At 72.3% G+C, this 23,134-nt stretch carries 18 protein-coding genes; 8 read left to right on the top strand and 10 right to left on the bottom strand.

Features of this window, described 5'->3' with window-relative positions:
- Positions 1–80: 80 nt before the first annotated feature.
- The 4 genes from LCN96_RS13660 to LCN96_RS13645 all read right to left on the bottom strand — a co-directional run bounded on the left by LCN96_RS13660 (position 81) and on the right by LCN96_RS13645 (position 6,301).
- Positions 81–2,975 (bottom strand): M36 family metallopeptidase, encoded by a 2,895-nt coding sequence (locus LCN96_RS13660; RefSeq protein ID WP_225272976.1) that lies wholly within the window; start codon positions 2,973–2,975, stop codon positions 81–83.
- Positions 2,976–3,249: 274 nt separating this feature from the next.
- Positions 3,250–4,200, bottom strand: coding sequence for an ARPP-1 family domain-containing protein (locus tag LCN96_RS13655; protein WP_225272975.1), 951 nt, complete (start codon positions 4,198–4,200; stop codon positions 3,250–3,252).
- Positions 4,197–5,618 carry a hypothetical protein gene (locus LCN96_RS13650; protein WP_225272974.1) on the bottom strand — a complete coding sequence of 474 codons (1,422 nt, stop codon included), beginning with the start codon at positions 5,616–5,618 and terminating at the stop codon, positions 4,197–4,199. The genes LCN96_RS13655 and LCN96_RS13650 overlap by 4 nt, the downstream gene beginning before the upstream one ends.
- 107 nt (positions 5,619–5,725) lie before the next feature.
- Positions 5,726–6,301: a TetR/AcrR family transcriptional regulator gene (locus LCN96_RS13645; protein ID WP_225272973.1), complete on the bottom strand. Its 576-nt coding sequence runs from the start codon at positions 6,299–6,301 to the stop codon at positions 5,726–5,728.
- 100 nt (positions 6,302–6,401) lie between these two features.
- Between LCN96_RS13645 and LCN96_RS13640 the strand changes: the two genes are divergently transcribed.
- Positions 6,402–7,640, top strand: a complete 1,239-nt coding sequence (locus tag LCN96_RS13640) for an MFS transporter (RefSeq protein WP_225272972.1) — start codon at positions 6,402–6,404, stop codon at positions 7,638–7,640.
- A gap of 131 nt (positions 7,641–7,771) precedes the next feature.
- On the opposite strand, the gene LCN96_RS13635 is transcribed toward LCN96_RS13640, so the two are convergent.
- The 4 genes from LCN96_RS13635 to LCN96_RS13625 all read right to left on the bottom strand — a co-directional run bounded on the left by LCN96_RS13635 (position 7,772) and on the right by LCN96_RS13625 (position 10,487).
- Positions 7,772–8,965, bottom strand: coding sequence for an endonuclease/exonuclease/phosphatase family protein (locus tag LCN96_RS13635; protein ID WP_225272971.1), 1,194 nt, complete (start codon positions 8,963–8,965; stop codon positions 7,772–7,774).
- Positions 8,966–9,047: 82 nt separating this feature from the next.
- Positions 9,048–9,605, bottom strand: coding sequence for an NADPH-dependent FMN reductase (locus LCN96_RS13630; protein WP_225272970.1), 558 nt, complete (start codon positions 9,603–9,605; stop codon positions 9,048–9,050).
- Positions 9,602–9,736 carry a hypothetical protein gene (locus LCN96_RS56540; protein WP_263657478.1) on the bottom strand — a complete coding sequence of 45 codons (135 nt, stop codon included), beginning with the start codon at positions 9,734–9,736 and terminating at the stop codon, positions 9,602–9,604. Before LCN96_RS56540 ends, LCN96_RS13630 begins: the two co-directional genes overlap by 4 nt.
- Before the next feature lies 1 nt (position 9,737).
- A complete protein-coding gene (locus LCN96_RS13625; protein ID WP_225272969.1) occupies positions 9,738–10,487 on the bottom strand; it encodes an ABC transporter ATP-binding protein in 750 nt (249 codons plus the stop codon).
- Between the two features lie 115 nt (positions 10,488–10,602).
- On the opposite strand from LCN96_RS13625, the gene LCN96_RS13620 reads away from it, so the two are divergent.
- Positions 10,603–10,932: a putative quinol monooxygenase gene (locus tag LCN96_RS13620; protein WP_225272968.1), complete on the top strand. Its 330-nt coding sequence runs from the start codon at positions 10,603–10,605 to the stop codon at positions 10,930–10,932.
- Between the two features lie 13 nt (positions 10,933–10,945).
- On the opposite strand, the gene LCN96_RS13615 is transcribed toward LCN96_RS13620, so the two are convergent.
- Both LCN96_RS13615 and LCN96_RS13610 read right to left on the bottom strand, forming a co-directional pair.
- A complete protein-coding gene (locus LCN96_RS13615; RefSeq protein ID WP_225272967.1) occupies positions 10,946–14,023 on the bottom strand; it encodes a beta-galactosidase in 3,078 nt (1,025 codons plus the stop codon).
- 69 nt (positions 14,024–14,092) lie between these two features.
- Complete coding sequence (locus LCN96_RS13610; RefSeq protein ID WP_225272966.1) at positions 14,093–15,115, bottom strand: BtrH N-terminal domain-containing protein; 1,023 nt, start codon at positions 15,113–15,115, stop codon at positions 14,093–14,095.
- Between the two features lie 334 nt (positions 15,116–15,449).
- Here LCN96_RS13610 and LCN96_RS13605 point away from each other — a divergent pair, with 334 nt between their 5' ends.
- The 6 genes from LCN96_RS13605 to LCN96_RS13580 are packed head-to-tail and all read left to right on the top strand — an operon-like array spanning position 15,450 to position 23,074.
- Entirely contained in the window at positions 15,450–16,760 is a 1,311-nt protein-coding gene (locus tag LCN96_RS13605) for an ROK family transcriptional regulator (RefSeq protein WP_225272965.1), read from the top strand.
- Positions 16,757–17,566 (top strand): ABC transporter permease, encoded by an 810-nt coding sequence (locus tag LCN96_RS13600; protein ID WP_225272964.1) that lies wholly within the window; start codon positions 16,757–16,759, stop codon positions 17,564–17,566. Before LCN96_RS13605 ends, LCN96_RS13600 begins: the two co-directional genes overlap by 4 nt.
- Positions 17,563–18,342 carry an ABC transporter ATP-binding protein gene (locus LCN96_RS13595; protein ID WP_225272963.1) on the top strand — a complete coding sequence of 260 codons (780 nt, stop codon included), beginning with the start codon at positions 17,563–17,565 and terminating at the stop codon, positions 18,340–18,342. Before LCN96_RS13600 ends, LCN96_RS13595 begins: the two co-directional genes overlap by 4 nt.
- Positions 18,343–18,372: 30 nt before the next feature.
- Positions 18,373–19,341, top strand: a complete 969-nt coding sequence (locus LCN96_RS13590) for an aliphatic sulfonate ABC transporter substrate-binding protein (protein ID WP_225272962.1) — start codon at positions 18,373–18,375, stop codon at positions 19,339–19,341.
- Complete coding sequence (locus LCN96_RS13585) at positions 19,338–20,804, top strand: sulfatase-like hydrolase/transferase (protein ID WP_225272961.1); 1,467 nt, start codon at positions 19,338–19,340, stop codon at positions 20,802–20,804. The genes LCN96_RS13590 and LCN96_RS13585 overlap by 4 nt, the downstream gene beginning before the upstream one ends.
- Complete coding sequence (locus tag LCN96_RS13580) at positions 20,804–23,074, top strand: family 43 glycosylhydrolase (protein WP_225272960.1); 2,271 nt, start codon at positions 20,804–20,806, stop codon at positions 23,072–23,074. Before LCN96_RS13585 ends, LCN96_RS13580 begins: the two co-directional genes overlap by 1 nt.
- The last annotated feature ends 60 nt before the right edge of the window (positions 23,075–23,134 follow it).

Below are 23,134 nucleotides of genomic sequence, written 5' to 3'. Positions count from 1 at the left end.
CGTACGCGGCTGACCGTCTGACGCCGCAAGAGAAGGGCCGCCGTCGCGCGGACGGCGGCCCTCAACGGGACGTCAGGTCATCAGTGGGAGAACGCCTGGAACTCCGCGGCCCTGACGTGTTCCCTGACCGGGCTGGCCGTGCCGCAGTCCGTCGCCGAGTTCGGATCGTGGTCCTGCTCGCCGGCGTAGCGCGGGTTGCCGGTGCACTGGGTGGTCAGCGCCCGCAACATCAGGTGCGTGGCACTCGTGCTCCGCACGTCGAACGACTTGATGAGCAGGTCCGCGCCGCGCGGCCGGGGCAGCGTGGTGTCGAACGCGTCGGCCTTGCTGGTGTAGATCTTCGTGAAGCTCGCCGGGTCGGCGCAGTTCGCGCTGCAGGCGAGCACCTCGAAGGAGCGCAGGCTGGAGAAGCGGTTCTGCGTGCCCGGGTCGGCCGGGTCGGTGCCGGGCCGCAGCATGGCGCTCACCTGCACCCTGCGGACCTTGACCGGCTCGTCGCCCGCCAGGTCCACCACGACCGACTTGCCGGCGGGGGCGCCGGTGCGGGAGGCCCAGTTCGTGGCCTCGGTGTCGTCGATCAGCAGGGCCTGGTTGACGCCGTCGCCCGTCGCGGCCGCGCCGTTCGCCGCCGAGGCGAGGTTGCGCGACAGGACCAGCGGCAGCGGCAGCTTGACGCCGGGGACGACCGCGTACTTGAGCCGCTTGTGGCCGAAGCCGGCGCCCACGACGACGAAGTCGTACAGGCCGGGCGTCATCTCGACCGTGTCGCCCAGCTCGGTCGCCGGGTCGGTGTCCGCGACCGGGACGGCGCGGGCCTCGTAGTCGCCCACGTACAGCCGCAGCGCCGCGTCCTTCGCCTCGCCCAGCGGCTTGAGCTGCAGGGAGCCGTTCTTGCCCGCCGGGTTGACGAAGCTGGGCGTCGCGTCGGCGTCGGCGGGGCCGTTGCTGGCCGCTGTCGAGCCGAGGCCGTGCTCGGCGAAGGCGCGCCACATGATGTCCTGGTTCGCCCCGCCGAAGCGGATCATGTCCGCAGCCAGCAGCGCGTCACGGTGATCGACGTAGTCGACCGCGCCCGAGGCCATCAGCAGCAGGGCGTCGAACGAGAGCTGCGCCCAGCGCCGGTTGCCCGGGCACCTGTCCACGGGGGTCCTGCCCTCCGCGCACGAGAGCTGCTGCCTGGCCGAGCCCTGGCCGTACCGCTTGACGAAGGCCGCCCGCACGTCGAACTGCGTGGCCGACCAGATCTCGCCGTCCGCGTGCACCTGGGTGCCGACGATGTCGTAGCCGAGGTCGCTGTAGTTCAGCGGCGACTTCGACATGTCGTAGTTCCTGATGCCGCGCGACTTGTCGCCGGTGACGTAACCGCCGGTGACGTACGGGGTGTCGCCCGCGGGGCGGTAGCCATACTCGAAGAGCTGCTCCATGGAGAACAGGTCGGAGGTGCTCTCGTTCATGGCCCCGGCCTGCGGACCGCTCCAGCCGGCGTTGGGCCCGCCGATCATCCGGCCGGAGATGGCGTGCGTGTACTCGTGCCCGATGACCGACATGTCGTAGTCGCCGTCCACGCAGGGCGAGTAGAACGACCCGGCGATCGGCTGCCACAGGTACATGTTGGTGATCGGCGCCGTCCCGTCGGGGCCGGTGATCTGGTTGGCGTTGTCGCGCACGGTCAGGATCCGCGCCCCTGCCTGGGCGTTGCCCTGCTCGGGGTCGTTGCCGAGGCCGCCGCGCCCGCCGTTGTCGGCCTGCATGTTCCAGGCGGTCTCGGTGAAGCCGAGCCGGTAGGACCAGTCGTGCATGCGGTTGTGCATGGCGTTCAGGTTGGCGATGGCGGCTTCGAGGTCGGCCTCGCCCGGCTGATCGAACACGGCCGGGTCGCACTTGGCCTCGTACCAGGTGTTCTTCCAGGGGTACTGGTAGTTCCTGCTGGGCGTGAGCACGTTGGGGCGGGTGCCGACCGTGAACGGGTCGCCGCTGGCCCGGTTCTCGAACGTTCTGGCCGCGTTGCCGAGGCTGGTGAAGGTGGGCTCGTTCGTCACGTGGTCGACGTCCCACGGCTTGCCGGTCGCCGGGTCGCCGCCGGTCGCCTCGTCGCAGCGGGGGCCGGGGGCGTGGCACCAGGTCTGGCGGGTGTCCCTGGAGGAGTAGTCGCCCGGCGGGTTGGCCGGGAAGACGTCCCAGCGCGGGTTGTCCGGGTCCTGGTGGTGGTCGACCAGGTTCTCGCGGGTGATGACGGCGCCGCTGACCGCGTCCACGTGCGTGGTGAAGCCCGCCTCGGCGCCCCTGGCGCCGCCGATCAGGACCACCTGGTACGCGCTGTGCACCCCGTCGGGCGCGGGCACCGCCACCGGCGTGGCCTGCTTGGTGACCGCCGAGGCCAGGTCGATGCCGCCGTCCCTGGCTGCGATCTCCATGGCCTGCTGCGCGGTGATCCGGGCGGCGGGCGGCGCCTCGGTCCGGCGCGAGAGGGAGGACGTGACGTGCCTGATCTGGCCGCCGGACACGCCGATCGCGACGAGGCCGTCCACGCCGGCCGGCAGGTCGCCGAAGCGCTGCCGCAGCAGGACGGCGGCGCCCGCGCCGATCGGGTTGACCGCGACCGTCTCCAGCGCGTCCACGGCCTCGGCCGTCAGCCCGAAGACGGCCTCGTTGGCCTTGAGGTAGGCGCGGGCGGCCTGGGCGGGGTCGGAGCCGAGGCCCTCGGCCAGCGGTTCCGCGCTGACGATGGCGGCGGGGGTGCCGAGAGCGTTCCAGCGGATCTTGCCGGCGGGGCCGGCGAGGCGCAGGCTGGCCGGGGGCGCCACCCGGCCCTGGCGGTTGTCCACGTCCGGTTTCTCGGAGTGCTCCGCCTGGAAGTCGTGCAGCTCGGGGGCCTGCCCGCCGGGTTCGCCCCGGGCGGCCCCGGCGAGGGGGAGGATCGACGCGGTGAGCGCCGTGACGATGAGTGTGCTGCGTAACCAGGACTTGGTCGACACGTTTTCCCTCCTGCGTGCCAGGGATGCGCAGGGTTCGCGCATCTCGCAAGAGGTAACACCGCGTTCTGGGAGCTGACAAGATCTTGTAAAAGCGGAAATATCAGCGTATAAGCGGTTGATAAGTGCGGGACAGGTGGCCGGCGCCTCGGCGTACCAGAAGAGTCGTTTATCAGCGACCATCCCTTATCTGGAATGAGGGTGTCGTCCGCCGCGCCCGGCACAGTTCCCGCACTGATCATTCAACCGCCGCCCCCGCCGGAGCCGCAACGGATTTTCACCGGTCGGCGAAGACGGAGGCGTACACGGGCCGCCCGTGCTCGGTGACCACCTGCCCCGCCAGCCCGTGACCGGTGAGCGTGGACAGCCGCAGGTCGAGGTAGCGCTCCTCCTCGACCAGCCGCACGCCGCCGCCGGGCGCCGGCAGCCAGGAGGCCACCTCGGCCAGCCGCGCCGACCGGTCGCGCGCCAGCTCGGCCCGCAGCTCCGCCAGGCTCTCCGCCTCGTACGGCGCCGCCCCCGCGGGCTCCGGCTCGGCCTGCCAGGCGGCCACGCCGTAGGCGAAGCAGACCAGCGCCATCCACAACTCGGCGAAGTACCCCGGGTCCGGCGCCAGCTCCAGCCCCGCGAACCGGTCACCGACCAGGAACAGCGCCCCGAGCTGCCCCGGCATCAGCTCCAGCCGGCTCTGGAACTGGGTCAGCACGGCCCGCTTGCGCGACAGGATCTGCTCCAGGTGACCACGGGACGGCAGCCCGTACGCGCGGTTCAGCTCGCTGATGGCCGGCCAGAGCTTGGCGTAGTCGTGCCGCCCGCGCAGCCGCATGGCCTGGCCGCGCAGCTCCCACGGCAGCACGAAGAACCACTGGTCACGGCCCTCCAGGTAGCCGCCCTGAGCGGCCTGCACGCAGCAGGCGTCGTCGAAGCGCCTGGTCTGCCCGGCGCCCAGCAGCGCCGAGGAGCACAGGGCGTGGTTCTGCGCGGCGTCCTGGATGTAGCCGAGGTGCAGCGGCACGATGGCCACGCCCTCGCGGGCGCCGTTGACCAGCTCCACCTGCCCGTAGCCGACGACCCGCTTGAGCTTGAGCCCGGAGCGGGGCGGCGCGATGCCGGGCCGGACGGGTCCGTAGACCGGCACCATCGTCAGCACCCCGGCGCGCTGGGGCGTGCCCGCCCGGTATCCGCGCAGGTCGAGCGGGGCGGGCAGGATCGTGCTCAGGCTGGTCATCGTCCTCCTCCGTCCAGCCGGGCCAGCGCCGTCGTGCGGATCCAGTCGGGTCCGGCCGTGCAGTACGCGAACATCCAGGGCAGCAGCCCGGCGAAGTCGTCCTGGTGCCAGAACGGCCGGTGCGGCAGCACGGGGGCGGGGTGACGCAGGGTCAGGTCGTCGCTGCGGGTGAAGGCCGCCAGGCACAGCACCACGGGCGTGGTGACGCCGGCGCGCGGCAGCGTGGCGGCGACCCTGGCCAGGTCGCCCGGCAGGTGGTTCTCGTAGCCGTCGGTGACGATCACCACCAGGTCGGGGCCGGCGGCGAGCGCGTCGAGCAGGGCGACGGCCAGGTCGGCCGAGCCCGCCGGGGCCTGCGCCGTGCCGCCGGTCTCGACGACCGTGAGTCGCTCGCACACCTTCCCCAGCACCAGCCGCAGCGCCAGGGCCTGCGACATGAGCGCCCACTCGCGGTCGCCGTACCCGCGCATGGACCGGGACGTGTCCAGCACCACGGCCACGTGCGCGGCCAGGCGCGGCAGCCCGCCCGTCGCCCGCGCCACGTAGCCCGCCAGGGCGGGGCGCAGCTCGGCGGCCGGGCCGCCCTGGTACAGGTGCACCAGCGTCGCGGCGATGTCGCCCCGGTTGGTGGGGGTGACGATCGGGGGCTGCTCGGTGGCCTGGTCCAGCGGGGCGGGCGGCTCCTGCGGGGCGGGCGCGCCGTACGTGCCGGGGCCGTACAGCTTGCGCAGGCGCGCGATCGCCGTCGCGGGGTCCGCGGTGAAGCGCAGCAGGCTCCTGCGCAGGTACGCATCGCCTGCCTCGTCCCCGGTGCTCGGCCGGGCGCCCTCGCTCGCGGTGGCCAGCCGGGCACCCTCGCCAGCGGTGGCCGACTGAGCGCCCTCGCTCGCGGTGGCCGACTGGGCGTCCTCGCCAGCGGTGGCCGACTGGGCGGCGTCGCTTGCCGTGACCAGCCGCGCGCAGGTGCGGGCGGTGGACCTGCCGAGGGCGTGCTCCAGGCAGTCGACCAGTGCCGGGCGCCGTGCCTCGATGAGCGCGTCGGCGTCCGGGTGCTCCAGCACGAAGGCGACGATCGCCCTGGTCGTGTGCTTGTGGTTGGCGCGCAGCCGCCGCAGCGCGAGCAGCGCCCTCAAGGCGTACGCGGGCGGCAGGCCGAACATGAGCGCCCTGGTCACCTTGGCCAAAGTCGCCCGGGTGGCCTCGCCAAGCCCGTCCTGGGACGCCGCGAGGATCTCCAGCAGCACCCGGGCGCGCTGCCACGGGAGCACCCCGGGCACCAGCGCGAGCAGCGCGTATCCCTTGGGGTCGCTCAGCCGGGCACTTCGGTGGAGCTCCGCGTCGCCCCAGCCCGGCTCGCCGCCCCTGGACAGCTCCAGCGGCACCTCATGAGTCCGGAAATGAGTGAGAAGAGTTGGCATGTCCACGGAATTGGAGTTTAAGAATTCCCTTCCTGAAATGACACCGGTTTTTCGCCGCGTTACCGGCTCACCGCATTTCCCTTTCCCGATTCGGCGTCACATGCATTTCACGGCGCGGCGAGCATCCGTACGGCGTAGTCGATGGTGGCGGCCAGTCGTTCAGGGTCGTGACCGGCGCGTTCGCGCACGCGCAGGCCGAGCACGGTGGTGAAGAGCAGGTCCACGGCGGCGTCGAGGTCGAGGGCCGACGGCAGCTCGCCGGTGCGGCAGCCGCGCCGCAGCAACGATTCGAGTGCCTTCCTGGTGACGTCGAACGCGGCCTCGGTGCGCCGCCGCACCTCCGCGTCGGTGGCGCCGAGCTCGGTGGCGGTGTTGACCACCAGGCAGCCGCGGCCCGTCTCGTCACCGACCATGCAGGTCAGCCACTCGCGCAGCACGTCACGCACGGGCCCTGGCCGCTCCAGCAGCTCACCGGCCTGGGACGACTCGGTGGCCCGGTAGTGGTCGAGGGCGCGCAGGAACAGGCCGCGCTTGTCATGGAAGGTGCGGTAGAGGCTGCTCTGCTTGAGCTCCAGCTCGGCGCCCAGCTCGCGGACGCCGGTCGCGGTGTAGCCGCGCCGCCAGAACAGCTCGGTGGCCCTGGCCACCACGTCCTGCTCGTCGAACTCTCTCGGTCGCGCCATGCCAGCACCCTACCCCAGTTGTGGAGCGATCGCTCCCATACTAGGGTGAGCCGCCATACGGGAGCGATCGCTCCCGAATTGTGAACTCTGAGGAGATCTCGTGACGACTTCCGCGACGGCGCCGGACACGCCGGACATGCCGGACGCACCCTCCGCAGCCTCCGCAGCAGAAGCGCCGGACGCGCCGGTCAGGAGCCGGTGGGCGGCGGTGGGCACCGTGACCGTGGCGACGTTCCTGGTGGTGACCGCCGAGCAACTGCCGATCGGGCTGCTGACGTCCGTCGGCTCCGCGCTGGCGGTGTCGGAGGGCACCGCCGGGCTGATGGTGACGCTGCCCAGCCTGATCGCGGCGGTCGCGGCGCCGGTGGTGCCCGTGCTGGCCGGGCGGCTGGACCGGCGGCTGCTGCTCATCGGGCTGGTCGCGCTGACCGCGCTCGCCGGGCTGGGCTCCGCCCTGGCGCCGACCTACCCGCTGCTGCTCGCCGCCCGCGCGGTGGTCGGCGTGGCGATCGGCGGTTTCTGGGCCGTCGCCGGCGGGCTGGCCGTCCGACTGGTCGCTCCGGCGCACGTGCCGCGGGCCACGGCGGTCATCTTCGGTGGCGTCGGGGCCGCGAACGTGTTCGGCGTGCCGATCGGCGCCGTGATCGGTGAGCTGGCCGGCTGGCGGGCGGCCTTCGGCGCGCTGGGCGGGCTCGGGTTCGTCGCGCTCCTAGGCCTGCTCGCCGTCCTGCCTCCCCTGAAGGCCACCCGGCCGGTCGGGCTCCGGGATCTCGCCGCCCAGCTCCGCGATCCGGGCGTGCGGGCCGGGGTGGTGGCGACGTTCCTCATCGTGATCGGCCACTTCGCGGCCTACACCTACATCAGCCCGGTGCTGCAGGACCTGTCGGGCCTCGGCGCGGAGCTCGTCGGACCGCTGCTGTTCGGCTTCGGGCTGGCGGGGATCGCGGGCAACTTCGTGGCCGGCGCGGCAGTGGCGCGCCGGCCGCACCGGACGGTGCTCGTCATCGTCACCGCCCTGGCGCTGGCCGTGCTGCTCTTCCCGGTGGCGGGCGCCGGGCCGGTCGGCGGGATCGTGCTGCTGGGCGTGTGGGGGCTGGCGTTCGGCGGGGTGTCGGTGAGCCTGCAGACGTGGATGATCAAGGCCGCGCCGCAGGCGGTGGAGGCGGCCTCGGCGTTGTGGGTGGCGGTGTTCAACCTGGCGATCGGGCTCGGTGCGCTGGTCGGGGGGACGATCGTGAACTCCGTCACGCTGCGGGGCGACCTGTGGGCCGCGGGCGGCGTACTGGTGCTGGCCGGGGTGGCGGTGTGGAGCGCCCGCCGCAATCCCAGCCTGCGGTGAGGCCGCAGCACGACGCCGCCCGCGGTGAGACCCGAGCACGATGCCGCCCGCGATGAGGCCGCAGCGCGGCGCCGCCCGCGGTGAGGCGGGCGGGCGATGCCCGCCCGACCTCGGCCGCGGTGATCCGTTCGTCAGGGAGTCTTGACGTCCAGCCAGACCAGGCGGTGGTCGGAGCTGGGGAACGGGAAGACGCCGGTCAGCCGCGACAGCGGATCCGCCGGCACCGGCCAGAACACGCCACCACCCACGGACCGCAGCCGCTTGGAGGGCAGCACGTAGTCGGCGCGCAGGTTGCCGGGCGCGGTGTCGGCGAAGTCGGCCGTGTCGTGCTTCGGGTCGCCGGTGTGGGTGGCGTTCGCCCCGCCCTGCAGCGCCGCCGCCTCGGCCGCGCCCGCGCTGGACGGGGCGTTCCCGCCGTCGATCCTCGGGTGGTCGAGGAGCTGGTGGATGGCGTCCTGGTAGCTGTCGCCGTCGTGGGGGTCGGCGTTCTGGTCACCGGCGATCACGAAGGCCGCCCCGGGGTCGAGCCCGCCGCGCCTGCCCCGGTCGTCGTAGAGGTAGCCGCCCCTGCCCGGCCGGGTGTAGTCGGCCCAGAGCCTGATCTCGTCGTGGTTGCGGCGGCCGTTGCGGTCCTCCGCGCCGTCGAACGTGGGTGGCGTCGGATGGCTGACCAGGAAGTGCACGGTGCGGTGCCCGATCCGGACGGGCAGGTCCCAGTGGCTCTTGGAGGACAGGCGGAGCACCTGCTGCTCCTCGGCCGAGTACCAGCCGGCGGGCATGACGTTGCCCGGCATGTCCTTCCACAGGAAGTTCTGGAACGTCCGGATCCCGCGCACGTCGATCGGGTACTTCGAGTAGACGGCCATGCCGTACTGGCCGGGGAAGGCGCCGAAGCCGAGCGCGTCGTCCCCGTAGCCGGGCGCGCCTGGCGTGGTCACCACGGTGCCGTCGTTGTTGAGGTCGAAGCCGGAGGCGAGGCCGGTGTTGCTGGGGGCGGTGTAGCGGTACGGGTAACTGATCGGCCGCGCGCCGCCCTGACCGGCGGACAGGTAGTTGTCCTGGAAGAGGCGGGCGGCCTGGCCGGCGGCGTCGTAGTCGAACTCGTTGATGAGCAGCACGTCGGGGCGGGACCGCTGGACGATCTCGGCGATGACCGCGGCCTGCGTGTTGCCGGGGGTGGACAGGTCGCTCACGAGCTGCCCTTCGGCGGCCCGGTTGAGCGAGGCGTTGAAGGTGGCGAACCTGACCCGGCTCGTGGCGCTCGCCGGCAGCGGGGTGAGGATCGCCGCCGCCACGACGGCGGCCAGGACACAACGGAAGATCACGGCATCTCCCCTCGGATGGGACTGCGCCGGATCATGGCACCTCGCGGGGCGGCGCACCACCACCTCCGGGTGAAGATCTGCCTCAGCTCAGCGCCGTGTCCCTGACCCCGGCCGCGAGCTGCGGCGCGACCCGACCCGCCCAGGCCGCCGCCACCTGCGGCGCGACCCGGTCCGCCCAGGCCGCCACCACCTCCTCCAGGCGCGGCAGATCGGACTCCAGCATCGCCAGCCCGGGCGTGGGCACGGTGGCGCCCAGCTCGACCAGCAGCGGGCGCAGGTGCACCTCGACCGCCAGCGCATGCCTGGCGTCCCCCATCACGAGCAGCGGCAGCGCCGGCCTGCCCGCCAGCGCCTGCGGCGGCAGGCGGTCGAGGAACGCCTTGAGCAGGCCCGTGTAGGTGCCCTTGTAGGTGGGGCTGGCCACGACGAGCACGCTCGCCTCCGCCACCAGCTCCAGCGCCACCTCCACCCCGGCGGACGCGCCGGGTGCGAGCAGGTGCGGCCCGAGCGCCGCCAGGTCCACCACCTCGTACGACTCCGACCCGCGCACCCGCCGGCCGATCGCGCGCGCGGCTTCGGCGGCCACGCTCAGCGTCCTGGAGCCCTCCCTCGGGTTGCCCACCAGCGCGACGACGCTCACCGGGCCACCCCCAGCTCGCCGCGCACCCAGCGCTGCCCGCTCTCCTCGTCCAGCATCCAGTCCTCCTCCGCCTCGTCGTCGGGCAGGTCGTACCAGTGGATGTCACCTTCGTACTCGCGCAGCTCAGCCACGTCAGGCCGCCACCTTCCGCCCCCGTGCCGCCGCGAACTCGTCGCGCAGCAGCCGTCCCACGTGCCTGCGGGCGCCCGCCGTGCGGGAGCCCACGTCCACGATCTCCTTGATCCGCCCCGGCCCCGACGTCATGACGGCGACCCGCCGCCCCACCCGGACGGCCTCCTCGACGTCGTGCGTGACGAGCAAGATGGTCGTGCCGGTGCGTTCCCAGACCCGTACGAGCTCATCCCCCACCTCTTCGCGCACGCGCCGCTCCAGCCCCGCGAACGGCTCGTCCAGCAGCAGCACGCCGGGCTCGAAGGCCAGGCTGCGGGCCAGCGCCACGAGCTCCCGCCTGCCGCTGGACAGCTCGTGCGGGTAACACTCCTCGTACCGGGACATCCCCACGATCGAGAGCAACTCACGCGCCCGCTCCCGCCTGACGCCGGCCTCGCCCTCCAGCCCGAACTCCACGTTGCCCAGGGCCGTGCGCCACGGGAACAGGGTGTACTGCTGGACGACCACGCCCCGCCCCAGCGCGGGGCCGGTGACGGGGGCGCCGCCGAGGCGGATCTCCCCCGTGGTGGGCGGGGTGAGGCCGGCGACGAGGGCGAAGAGCGTGGACTTGCCGCAGCCGCTGGGGCCGACGAGCGTGAGCAGCTCGCCCGCGCGCACGTCGAGGTGGAGGCCGGACAGCGCGGTGAACGGCGCGCCGCCGTGGAACGTCTTCGTCACGTTCCTGAGGCTGAGATGGAGGCCCTGGCTCATGCGTACGAAGGTACGAGCCTGCCCGCCATGAAGTCAACATTTCCTACAGGATTACTAGAGAATTGGCCGATAGTCTCGTCTCGTAAGGCCGCCGACCAGCAGAGGAGCGTTTCAGATGATCTTCATTACCGCGAAGTTCCGCGTCGTGCCCGAGCACGCCGACCGCTTCCCCGAGATCACCGCCGCCTTCACCGCGGCCACCCGCGCCGAGCCGGGCTGCCTGTGGTTCGACTGGTCGCGCAGCCTCGACGACCCGAACGAGTACGTCCTGGTGGAGGCGTTCAGGGACGGCGAGGCGGGCGCCGCGCACGTGCAGTCGGCCCACTTCAAGCAGGCCCAGCAGGAGCTGCCGCCCTACCTCGCCGAGACGCCCCGCATCGTCAACACCACCCTCGACCAGGACGACTGGTCCGAGCTGGGCGAGATGGCCGTGCCGAAGGGCTGAGCGAGCCGCCGGCTCAGGGCCCGCCGCGCACGTTCCCGTAGGCGAACAGGCTGAGCGGGCCCGGCCCGGCCGCCGGCTGCTCGGCGGTCACGGCCAGGGCGAGGGTGTTGCTCCCGTGCTCGTTCAGCAGCCCGGCGGGCAGCGAGAACTCGCGCTGGGGGCCGATGTCGGCGCCGTACTGGCCGACGTTCCAGCCGTTCAGGAAGATCAGCACGCGGTGGGCGGGCGAGGGGTCGCCGCCGAAGCGCAGCCCGACGGGGACGTCCTGCCCTTGGGGCAGGTCCAGCCGGAACGAGGTCCGGTACCAGGTGACGCCGGGGGTCAGCGGGGTGGCCGGTGCGGCCTCCTTCCACGATTTGTCCTGATATTTCGATTTGTCCTGATATTTCGGTAGATGCCAGCCGGTGCGTTCGCCGAACAGGCCGCCGGTGCTGAGCGGGCCGCGCAGCTTGTCCACCCCTGCGGTGCCCTGGATCCGCCAGGCGATCGGGGTGCCGCCGACGGACGCGGCGACCAGGCCGCGCGGCTGCTTGAAGCGCAGGTCGTCGGCGATCCAGTCGTCGTTGTGGCCCGTGGTGGCGACCAGGACGGCCAGCACGTTGTCCGCCCCCGGCTTGAGCAGGCCCGCCGGGATGTCGAAGCGGCCCGGGCCCGGGTCGGGGTTCGGCGGGGTCCACTGGTCGCCCGAGTCCGCCTGCACGCCGCCGGGCGCCGAGCCGAGGTAGCGTCCGTTCAGCCAGACCAGGTAGTTGCCGCGCAGGCCGGTGATCGCGTTCAGGCCGATCCTGGTCTCGGTGCCGGTGGCGGTGAAGTGGCCGCGATACCAGACGTTGCCGTGGTGGAAGCCGTAGTCGTCGGCGTACAGGACGGGCAGGGTCTTGGGTGGGTGCGGGCTGGTCGTCGTGGTGTGGTCGGCGGCCTTCCAGCTTGAGTCGTCGAAACCGGGCGCGGCCTCGGGGGCCTCGGCGCGGGCACGCCAGCCGGTCAGCTCGGGCAGCTTCGCCGCGGTCGGGGCTCTTGTGACGCCGAGCAGGGAACCGCTCGCCGTCCGTCTGACCCGCACCTCCTCACCAGCGGCGCCCGCCTCGGCCGTCCGGTCGCGAGCAGCAGCCTGACCACCGCCCGAGTCGGCCGTCGCGTAGTGAGCGGCGTTCAGGGCGCTGCCCGCGTCGGCCGTCCCGTCGCGAGCGGCGTTCTGATCGCCGCCTGCGTCGGCCGTCCCGTCGCGAACGGCGGCCAGGGCGGATGTCGGGCCGATGGTGCGGCCGATCTCGACGCGGCCGGCTGACGGTGGTGCGAAGACCTCCACCTCCCCCGCCACCGTGTCCGCCGCCAGCCGCACCACGTCGCCGCGCAGTGTGGCCGAGCGGACCAGCTCCGTGCCGCGCACCAGCACGGGCCCCGCCGCCGTCGAGGCGCGCCAGAAGCGGGCCGCCTCCTCGTCCGTGCCGATGAGCAGGAGCAGCGGCCGCCGCCCGCCGCCCGTGACGAGCACGCGCGCCAGCCCGTCGTGCGCGTAGTCGAGCCGCAGCTCTCCCCCGCCGTACGCGGCCCGCACCACCCCTTCGAGCACCTTGACGGACGGCTGCGACGCGTACCGCAGCACGGTGGCGCCGGCCGAGCCCGCGGTGCCGTACAGGACGGCCACGTCGCGCCCGCCGATGGCGGCATGGGTCATGATCTCGGAGGTGGAGACGGCCAGCCGCTGCCCGCCCAGGTCGTACCCGGCCACCAGCACGTGCGCGTCGCGCCCCTTGACCTGCACCGGCACCTGGTAGCGCCCGTCCGGCGCGGCCCAGTCGAGGGTGGCGGCGTCGGTGCCGGTGGCTGCCCTGTCGGTGTGTCGGACCAGGACGAACTGGGTGCCGGTGTCGGGGTTCGCGCGGGCGACGGTGGTCAGGGCGGCGTTGGCCGGGACGGCCGGTGCGGGGGCGAGGGCGTCGGTCCTGGTGAGGGGGGCGACCGCCTCCAGGAAGTAGCCCTGGCGCTTGAACTCGTCGTACTTGGGCGTCAGCCGCCTGGCCTCGGTGATGGCGGCGCCGTAGTCGTAGGAGGTGTAGACGTCGTTCGGCTGGGCCAGCCAGCCCCAGTTCGTGCCGCCGTAGCCCATGTAGTACGAGAACATCGTGGCGCCGGTCTGGATGAGGTTGTTCTTGTAGAAGAACTTCATGAAGGCCGGCCCGGTCAGCTCCCGGCACTCGTCGTACCCGGCGTTGCCCAGGTCGATGGCTCCGGCCTGATACTCGGCGGCGAAGACGGGGATGTCGTCGCGCAGCTTCTCGGTCAGGCCCTCGCCCCAGGGCCCCCACAGGCCGGGGTCGGCGCACTCGAAGGACTGCGGGTAGTCGTCCACGCCCGGGATCTGCACGGCGCCGGACCCGGTCGCCCAGGTCGAGGTCCAGCTGCCCGCGTCGCAGCAGTCGTTGGTGGTGATCGGCACGGTGATGCCGTCGGCCCTGGCCTGATCCTGGATGTCCTGCATGTACGCGGCGTCGGTGTTGACCTGGTACTCGTTCTCGGCGTTGTAGAGGATCACCGGGCCGCCGTTCGTGACCTGGTGGCGAGCGATGATCGGGTTGATCCGGTGCAGCCACTCGCGGTAGGCCTCCCGGTAGCCGGGCTCGAAGCTGCGGGCCCGGCCCGGCACCGTCTTCAGCCAGGCCGGGAAGCCGCCGCCGGTGCTCTCGGCGTTGATGTACGGGCCCGGCCGCGCGATCACGTACAGGCCGGCCTCGCGGGCGGTGCGCAGCAGTCGGTCCACGTCGCGTACGCCGCCGAAGTCGTACACGCCGGGCGCCGGCGAGTGGTAGGCCCACGAGAAGTAGAGCGAGACGGCGTTGAACCCGGCCGCCCTGAACTTCTCCAGCACGTCGCGCCACAACTCCTGGCTGGGCAGCCGGAAGTAGTGGAACTCGGCCGACTGGAGCACGATCCGCCGCCCGTCCACCATGAGCGAGTGCTTGTCGTAGGTCACCTCCGGCGCAGTGCCCACGAGCGCAGTGCTCACGGGCGCGGTGCGTGCCCGCGCGGGCGCGACGAGCGTCGCGGAGGTCAGGAGCAGGGCCAGCAGCACCGAGAGCAAGCGCCTCATGGTCGCCTTCCAGGGGTGGGCTCAGAACGGCACGCGCGCTCCTTAATTTGGCGACCATCCAAACAAAAGTCAATAAATCTTGGCCAGCGCCCCGGCCCCCCGCTCCTCCAGCAGCACGGCTTCGGCGACGAGCGCCGCCACCTGCGCCAGTGGCTCCCGCGCCGAGGCTGCGGCGGCCACCCGGGACCACTGCCGGCCGCACTCGCGATAGAGCGCCGCCACCTCGGCGTGCCCGGCCTCGGCCAGGAAGTCGGCGTAGAGCGGCCTGGTGGCGCCGGGCGAGGTGTAGTCGACCTCCAGGCATTCCGCCAGCCGGTCGAGCGCCGGCCCGAGGTCGGCGAACCTGCGGGTCCAGCCCTGCTTGCCGGTGGTGTCGGCGAGCTGAGCGGCCAGCTTGCGCATGCCCGACAGCCCGAAGTTGACGTCGAAGTTGTTGCCCAGCACCGGCCCGGTCAGCTTGGCGGCGGTGTCCGTGATGGCCGCGCGCACGTCGGGCTTCCCTTCGGCCGGGCCGGTGACCTCGACGAGCAGGTGCTTGGCCTGGGGCACGGCGGACCAGGCGGCCATGAAGGCGGCCAGCGGCAGCTCGCCGGGGCCGTCGTCCCGCACGCGCACGGTGTCGCCGTCCAGCCCCGTCACCACCACGTCCACGGGGTCGGGGAAGGGCAGCGGCTCCCGCCAGGGCAGCAGGTGGCGGCCGACCCGGCAGATCGGCCGGCGCCCGGCGTCGAGCGCGGCCCGGAGGCTGCGCTCGGCGAGCCTGGCCGAGCCGGTCCGCCGGATCTCGTGCGGGACGCCGGCCCTGGCGAGCGCGAGCGGAATCATCGGCTCGGGATGGGCCTGGGCGACGATGGTCAGCATGGGCGGGTGGCCGGCGTACTCGAAGACGAAGTACATGAACCCGATGCCGCCGCCCAGCCCGAGCAGCATGGCCTCGGACAGGCCGCCGCCGAGCACGTCGCGCAGCAGCGCCGACTCGTGGTGGTGGCGGCGGGCGCGGCCCGCGACGTGACGCAGCGCGGTCGTGTAGGACTCGCCGGTCCTGGCCATGCGCTCGCGTACGCGGCGCTTGAGGTGCTTGTGATCGGTCATGGCAGTGCTCCCGCGGCGGCTCCGTGCGCGGACCCACGCTCCTTCGGCACGGCCCCGCCGTGAAGACACCCGGCACGATCGAGACGTCGCCCCGAGGACATCGATCCCCTCTGCCTCCGCGGCGCCGCACGGCGTGGGTGTGCGGTCAGGAGGTCGGGCGCGGGACGGCGCCGGTCACCGCAGCCTACTACCAGCACCCCGTTACGGGAACGTTACGAGTGGCCCGAATCCCCGCGTACGCCTATTCTTGCAGCTCACAGGCCCGATATCGGGATGGGTACCTTTTTTTCCGGGTTATTGACGAAAAACACCGGGCGTCGGCAGACTCTGCGTCATGTCACAACCCCGTGGCCCCCTGTCACAACTCCGGCGCGGGCACGAAGAGCTCGTGCTGGGCCTGCTGCGCAAGCACGGCCCGCTCAGCCGGGGCGAGCTGGGCAAGCGTTGCGGGTTGTCCCGTACGACCCTCTACGACATCCTCGCCGAGCTCGTCGCCTCCGGCGCCGTGGTCACCGCCACCTCCCAGGAGGGGCCGCGCGGCCGTGGCAGGCCGGCCGAGACGCTGACCCTGAACCCCGACGCGGGCCAGGCCATCGGCATCGACTTCGCCCGCCGCGCGCTGCACGTCGCCGCCGTCAACCTGGCCCACGAGGTCGTCGGCTCGGCCAGCGAGCCGCACGACGCCGACCTGCCGTGGGAGCAGCGGGTCGAGCTGGCTGTACGGCTCGTCGGCTCGCTCACCGGCGCCGGCAGCGGCGGCGGCACGCTGCGGCTGGGCGCGCTCGACGCGATCGGCGTCGGCGTGGTCGGCGTGGTCGGCTCCCCCGAGGCCGGACCGGGCGATCCCGCGGCCGGACCGGGCGACTCCGCGGCCGGACCAGGTGACCCCGCCGCCGGACCAGGTGACCCCGCCGCCGCTCAGGACGGCCCGCTCGCGCCGCACCCCGCGCAGGTGCTGCTGCGTGAGCGGTTCGGCGTGCCGGTGCTGCTGGACAACAACACCCGGCTCGCCGCACTGGGCGAGTCCATCTGGGGCGCCGCCGCGGGCGGGCAGGACGTGCTCTACCTGCGCCTGTCCCACGGTGTCGGTGGCGGGCTGGTGGTCGGCGGATCGTTGCACCGCGGCGCGTACGGGCTGTCAGGCGAGTTCGGCCACATCACGGTCGATCCGGGCGGCGCGCGCTGCGACTGCGGCGGCACCGGCTGCCTGGAGACCGTCGCCTCGATAAGAGCCGTGCTGGACGCCTACCGCGCCGCCGGCGGCCGGGCCGCGGACGTACCGGAGCTGGTCAAGGCCGTCCGCGCGGGCGACCGGGCCGCGCTCACCCTGCTCGGCGGCGTCGGCGCCAGGATCGGCGAGGTGCTCGCGGCCCTGTGCAACGCCATCGGCCCGAGCGTGATCGTGGTCGGCGGCGAGCTGGCCGAGACCGGGGCCGCGCTCGTCGAGCCGATCGAGCGGGCGCTGCACGACCACGTCATGCCGGTCTCCCGGCACCGGGTGAGCCTGCGCCGCGCCACGCTCGGCGAGGTCGCCGGCGCCCTCGGCGGCATCGCCCTGGTGCTGCACGAATCCCCCCTGCTTTCCCGCTATCCGGCCGGGCCGGATCTCGCGGAGGACCCGATCCCCGACAAGGAGTCTCGATGACCCAGCTCACCGCGCTGGGCAAGCCGCCGGCGGCGCAGGCCGCCCGGCGGGCCCCCAGGCGCTCGCGGCGCGCCATCGCTCTCAACCTGATCGCCGTCGTCATCGGCCTGGTCGTGTGGACGTTGCTGGCCACCCTCGGCGTGCAGGGCCTGCCGGGCCCGCTGGAGGTGGCGGCCAAGGCGGGTGAGCTGATCGCCGACGGCACCCTGTTCACGGACGCGCTGGCGAGCCTGCGCAGGGTGCTCATCGGCTTCCTGCTCGGCACGCTGCTGGCCATCCCGGTCGGCTTCCTGATGGGCTGGTACGCCACCGCGCGCGGCCTGCTGGAGCCGTACGTGCAGTTCTTCCGCACCATCCCGCCGCTGGCGATCATCCCGCTGGCCATCGTGCTCATGGGCATCGGCGAAGTGCCGAAGGTCTTCGTGATCTTCCTGGCGTCGTTCCTGTCCAGCGTCGTCTCGACCTTCCAGGGCGTCGTGGACGTGGACAAGACGCTGATCAACGCCGCCCGGGTGCTCGGCGCCTCCGACCGCACCATCTTCCTCAAGGTCGTGGTGCCGGCCTCGACGCCGTTCATCCTGGTCGGGATGCGGGTCGGGCTCGGCTCGGCCTGGGGCACGCTGGTCGCCGCCGAGCTGATCGCCGCCCAGGAGGGCCTGGGCTTCCGGATGCAGCAGGCCCAGCTCTACTACGACCTGTCCACGATCTTCGTGGGCCTGATCGCCATCGGCGTGCTCGGCCTGCTGATGGACCGCCTGCTGCTGCTCGCCGAGCGCCGCCTCACCGACTGGCAGGAGCGCCGTTGAACGCCAAGATCTCGTTCAGGGACGTCGTCAAGACCTACCCGATGAAGGACGACACCTTCACCGCCCTGGACCACGTGTCGCTGGACATCGCCGACCGCGAGTTCGTCACCGTCGTGGGCCCGTCGGGCTGCGGCAAGAGCACGCTGATGAGCATGGCCGCGGGCCTGGTCGAGCCCACGTCCGGCGAGGTGCTGGTGGACGGCGCGCCGGTGCGCGGCCCCGGCCCGGACCGGGGCGTGATCTTCCAGCAGTACGCGCTGTTCCCCTGGCTGACCGTGCGCAAGAACGTCGAGTTCGGGCTCAAGCTCATGGACCTGCCCGCCGAGGAGCGCAGGCAGCGCGCCCAGCGGGCGATCGAGCTGGTCGGGCTGGCGGACTTCGCCGACGCGCTGCCCAAGATGCTCTCCGGCGGCATGAAGCAGCGCTGCGCCATCGCCCGCGCGTACGCGGTCAACCCGCAGGTGCTGCTCATGGACGAGCCGTTCGGCGCGCTGGACGCGCTGACCCGGGTGCAGCTGCAGGACCAGCTCCTCGACACGTGGAGCCAGGAGCAGCGCACGGTCATGTTCATCACGCACGACGTGGACGAGGCCGTCTACCTGGCCAGCCGCGTGATCGTGATGGCCGCCAGGCCCGGCCGGCTGCACAAGGTCATCGACGTGGACCTGCCGTACCCGAGGACCGAGGAGATGCGGTTGTCGCCCGAGTTCGGGCGGATCCGCAACGAGGTCTGGCACGCCGTCTACCACCAGGCTCCGGCCGTACCCGCGGCCTAGCGAACACCTCCCAGAAAGGACTGATCCGCCATGCGTTCTCTTCGCCGCGCCCTGACGGCCGCCACGGCGGTGAGCCTGCTCGCACTCTCCGTGACCGCCTGCTCCGACGACGGCTCCACGGTCCGGTTCGGCTACATCAGCGACTACAACGGCGCCAGCCTGCTCGCGATCGCCGAGAATCAGGGCCTGTGGGAGAAGCAGGGTCTCACCCCCGAGATCAAGGTCTTCACCAACGGCCCGCTCCAGATCCAGGCGCTCGGCGCCGGTGACCTGGACTTCGGCTACATCGGCCCGGGCGCCATGTGGCTGCCCGCGACCGGCAAGGCCAAGGTCGTCGCGATCAACACGCTCGCCTACGCCGACCGCGTCATCGGCCGGCCCGGGATCAAGAGCATCGCCGACCTCAAGGGCAAGAAGGTCGGCGTGCCGGAGGGCACGTCCGGCGAGATGGTGCTCAACCTGGCCCTGCAGAAGGCCGGCATGAGCCCCGCGGACATCGAGAAGGTGCCGATGGACCCGGCCACGGTCGTCTCCGCCTTCGTCGCCGGGCAGATCGACGGCGCCGGCATCTGGTACCCGCTGATCGACAACATCAAGCAGAAGGTGCCGGACCTGACGGAGCTGGCCAGCACCAAGGAGTGGCCGGACAACTCGTTCCCCACCGCCTTCGTGGGCGGCACGAAGGTGAGTGACGAGCTCACCGACAAGGTCATCAAGGTGCTGCAGGAGGCCAACGACTGGCGGGCGGCGCACCACGAGGAGTCGATCACGGAGGCGGCGTCGCTGCTCAAGCTGGACGCGGCCAAGGTCAAGGCCGACGCGGCGAACGTCACCGTGATGACCACGCAGGACCTGGTCAACAAGACCAAGGACGGCACCGTGGCCAAGTGGCTCAACAGCCTCGGCGACTTCTTCGTCAGCACCGGCAAGCTCAAGACCCGGCCGGAGCCCGCGACGTACTACACCGGCGATCTCTACACGAAGGCCTTCACCAAGTGAACCTGCTGTTCCTGATGACCGACCAGCACCGCGTCGACACCCTGGGCTGCTACGGCAACCCGCACGTGGCCACGCCCAACCTGGACAGGCTGGCCGCCACCGGCACGCGGTTCGATCGGTTCTACACGCCTACGGCCATCTGCACGCCCGCGCGGGCGAGCCTGCTCACCGGGCAGGCCCCGTTCAGGCACCGGCTGCTGGCGAACTACGAGCGCAACGTCGGATATCTGGAGGACCTGCGCGAGGACGCGTTCACCTTCCCCGAGGCGCTGAAGGAGCGCGGCTACAACCTGGGGCTGATCGGCAAGTGGCACGGCGGCACCAGCCGCAACGCCGCCTCCTACGGCTTCGACGGGCCCGACCTGCCCGGCTGGCACAACCCGGTGGACCACCCCGACTACGTGGCCTACCTGGAGGAGCGGGGGCTGCCGCCGTACAGGATCTCGGACCTGATCCGGGGCACCACGCCGAACGGCAACCAGGGCAACCTGCTGGCCGCGCGGCTGCACCAGCCGGTCGAGGCCACGTTCGAGCACTACCTGGCGGACCGGGCGATCGAGCTGATGGAGCGGTACGCGGCGGAGGGCAAGCCGTTCTTCCTGGCCACCCACTTCTTCGGGCCGCACCTGCCGTACCTGCTGCCTGACGAGTACTTCGACATGTACGACCCGAGCCTGGTCGAGCTGCCGCCGTCGATCGCGGAGACGTTCGAGGGCAAGCCGCCGGTGCAGCGCAACTACAGCGAGCACTGGACGTTCGACACGATCCCGATCGAGGTCACCCGCAAGCTCATCGCGGTCTACTGGGGTTACGTCACGCTGATCGACCAGCAGATCGGCCGGATCCTCGATCGCATGGACGAGCTGGGCCTGACGGATCGGACGTCGGTGTTCTTCACCTCCGACCACGGCGAGTTCACCGGCGCCCACCGGCTGCACGACAAGGGCCCGGCGATGTACGAGGACATCTACCGCATCTGCGGCCTCGTCCGGATCCCCGGCGCGCCGCCGAAGGTCAGGAACGAGTTCGTGACGCTCACCGACTGCACGGCGACGATCCTGGAGCTGGCGGGCTGCGACCCGAAGCCGGCGGTGGACAGCCGCAGCCTGGTGCCGCTGGTGCGCGGCGAGCACCCCGAGTGGCCGGGCGAGCTGCTCGCGGAGTTCCACGGCCACCACTTCCCCTACCCGCAGCGCATGATCCGCGACGACCGCTACAAGCTGGTCGTCAACCCGGAGTCGGTCAACGAGCTGTACGACCTGCACGCCGACCCGCACGAGCTGAGCAACCGGTACACCCATCCGGAGATGGCACCCGTCCGGCGCCGCCTCATGCGCAGGCTGTACGACCTGCTGCGCGAGCGCGGCGACAACTTCTACCACTGGATGACGCCGATGTACGACATCGGCGAGCTGGACTACGACCCCACACTGAGCTCTTTCGAGAAAGAGACCGCCGGTTGATGCGTACCGTCGTCGGCCTCGCCGCCCTCGTGGCGGGGCTGATCACCCCCCTTCCCGCCGCCGCGCAGGCGGCCCCCGCCTACTCCAACCCCGTCTCGGCCGGGGTCGTGGACACCTTCCCCGACCCCACGATGATCCACGCCCAGGACGGCCTCTGGTACGCCTACGGCACCCAGAACCCGGTCTTCAACAGCAAGGGCGAGGACGGCGAGCGCATCCTGCCGATCCTGCGCTCCACGGACATGGTGACCTGGGAGTACGCCGGCGAGGTGTTCACCCCGGAGACCAAGCCCGACTGGCACGCCGGCGCCCGCCTGTGGGCACCGGACATCAGGTACATCGGCGGCCAGTACTACCTCTACTACTCGCTGGCCAGCGGCGACCTCGGCCTGGCCACCGCGCCGACGCCCACAGGCCCGTGGACCGACCACGGTGACGTGCTGCCGGCCGCCACCCAGGCGAGCTGCCCGACCGGGCACATCGACCAGGCCCAGTTCACGGACGTCGACGGCACCCACTACATGTACTGGGGCAGCTACGACGTCATCTGCGTGGCCCGGATGAACGCCGACGCCACCCTCGTCGAGGGCAGCGCGACCCAGCTCGCCAGGGGCCGCCGGATGGAGGGCGGGTACGTCGTCCGCCGCGACGGCTACTACTACCTGTTCTACTCCGACGCCGGCTGCTGCGACGGCGCCTACAGCGGCTACCAGGTCAAGGTGGGCCGCTCCACCAGCCCGCTCGGCCCGTTCGAGGACGACGAGGGCGTGGACCTGATGGCGCTGACCAGCAAGGGCGCCATCGTCGTGGGCGCCAACGGCAACAAGTGGGCCGGGCCGGGCCACAGCGGCTTCACGACCGACCTGTCCGGCCAGGACTGGCTCGTCTACCACGCCATCCCGACCGCCGACCCGGACTTCCCGCCGGTCGGCGGCGGGCGGCTGACCGCGCTGAGCAAGCGGCCGCTGCTGATCGACCGGCTCGACTGGATCGACGGCTGGCCGGTGGTGCGGGCCGGTGCCGGGCCGTCCGAGGGGGCCCAGCCCGCGCCTGTGGCCTCGTACGAGGTGGGCGGCACGTTCGGCGAGGGCTCGCTGGCCGGCTGGCGAGCCGAGGGCGGCGCCTGGACGGCGCGGACGGAGCAGGACGCGCACGGCTACGCCTCCCGCACCGGCGGGCTGTCGTACCTGACGACGGTCCGCAAGACGGCTGCGGCGGACGTGCGCGCCCAGGCCGACCTGCGGGTGGCCAACGGCGCGGCCGGGCTGACGCTCGCCCACGTCAACCGCGACAACCACGTGGCGGCCTGGCTGGACGAGGACCGCGACGCGCTGGTCACCGACGTCGTGATCGGCGGCCGGAGCCGGGGCGAGCAGGTCACCCCGCTGCCGGCCGGGTTCGGCTTCGGCACCTGGCACAACGTGGTCGCCGAGCTGCGCGGCACCGAGCTGACCGTGCAGGTGAGCGCCGACCAGCTCGGCGACCCGGTGGCCGAGCAGCGGCGCACGCTGCCGCGCGCCGCCGCCCGGCACGGCTCGGTGGGCGTGGTGGCGCGCGGGCGGGCCGACGCCGACAACGTGGGCGCCGCCGAGCTGTACCGGCCGGTCACCGAGCGGGTGCCGGAGCCTGAGCCGGGCGAGCTGCTGCCGGAGTTCAGCGACGAGTTCGACGGCACCGCCGTGGGCGCGCCGTGGCAGTGGGTGCGCGGCCCGGCCGCCGGGGTGTCCGTCGCGGGCGGCAAGCTGTCCTGGCCGACTCAGAACGCCGAGCTGCACCTGGCCAACAACACGGCCTCGGTGTTGTGGCGGGCGGCGCCGGAGGGCGACTACACGGTCGAGACGAAGCTCAGGTTCGCGCCCACGCAGGCCGCCCAGCAGGCGGGGCTGCTGCTGTACGAGCACGACGACCGCTACTTCAAGCTGGCCCACTCCGCGCTGCCGCTGCAGCGGGGCGGCGGGGCCGTGCTGCGGATGAGCGAGTTCGGCAAGGAGGGCGAGCGGCCGACGACCACGCCGCCGATCGCGGTCGCCAACGGGCCGATGTTCGGCGGGCCCGCGGCGGAGACCATGTGGTTGCGGCTGTCGTACCACTACGACGCGGCCAACCAGGAGAACGAGGTGCGCGCGGCGACCAGCCGGGACGGTGAGCGGTGGGTGCGCAACGGGGTCTGGACGCTGCCCGCCGAGGGCAGACTCAGGATCGGCCTGGTGTCCATGAATCGGTCGGGGGCGGTCGCCGAGTTCGACTACGTACGGACTTATCGCGACTGATGCTCCGCCCCCGGTGGCTTCTGTCGCCGGGGGCGATTCCCGTTCTGCGAAACGTGTCTC

Source organism: Nonomuraea gerenzanensis, assembly GCF_020215645.1.
Taxonomy (GTDB): Bacteria; Actinomycetota; Actinomycetes; order Streptosporangiales; family Streptosporangiaceae; genus Nonomuraea; species Nonomuraea gerenzanensis.
Note: the sequence above shows the minus strand (reverse complement) of the source record. Positions and strands in the feature narration are given on the sequence as shown.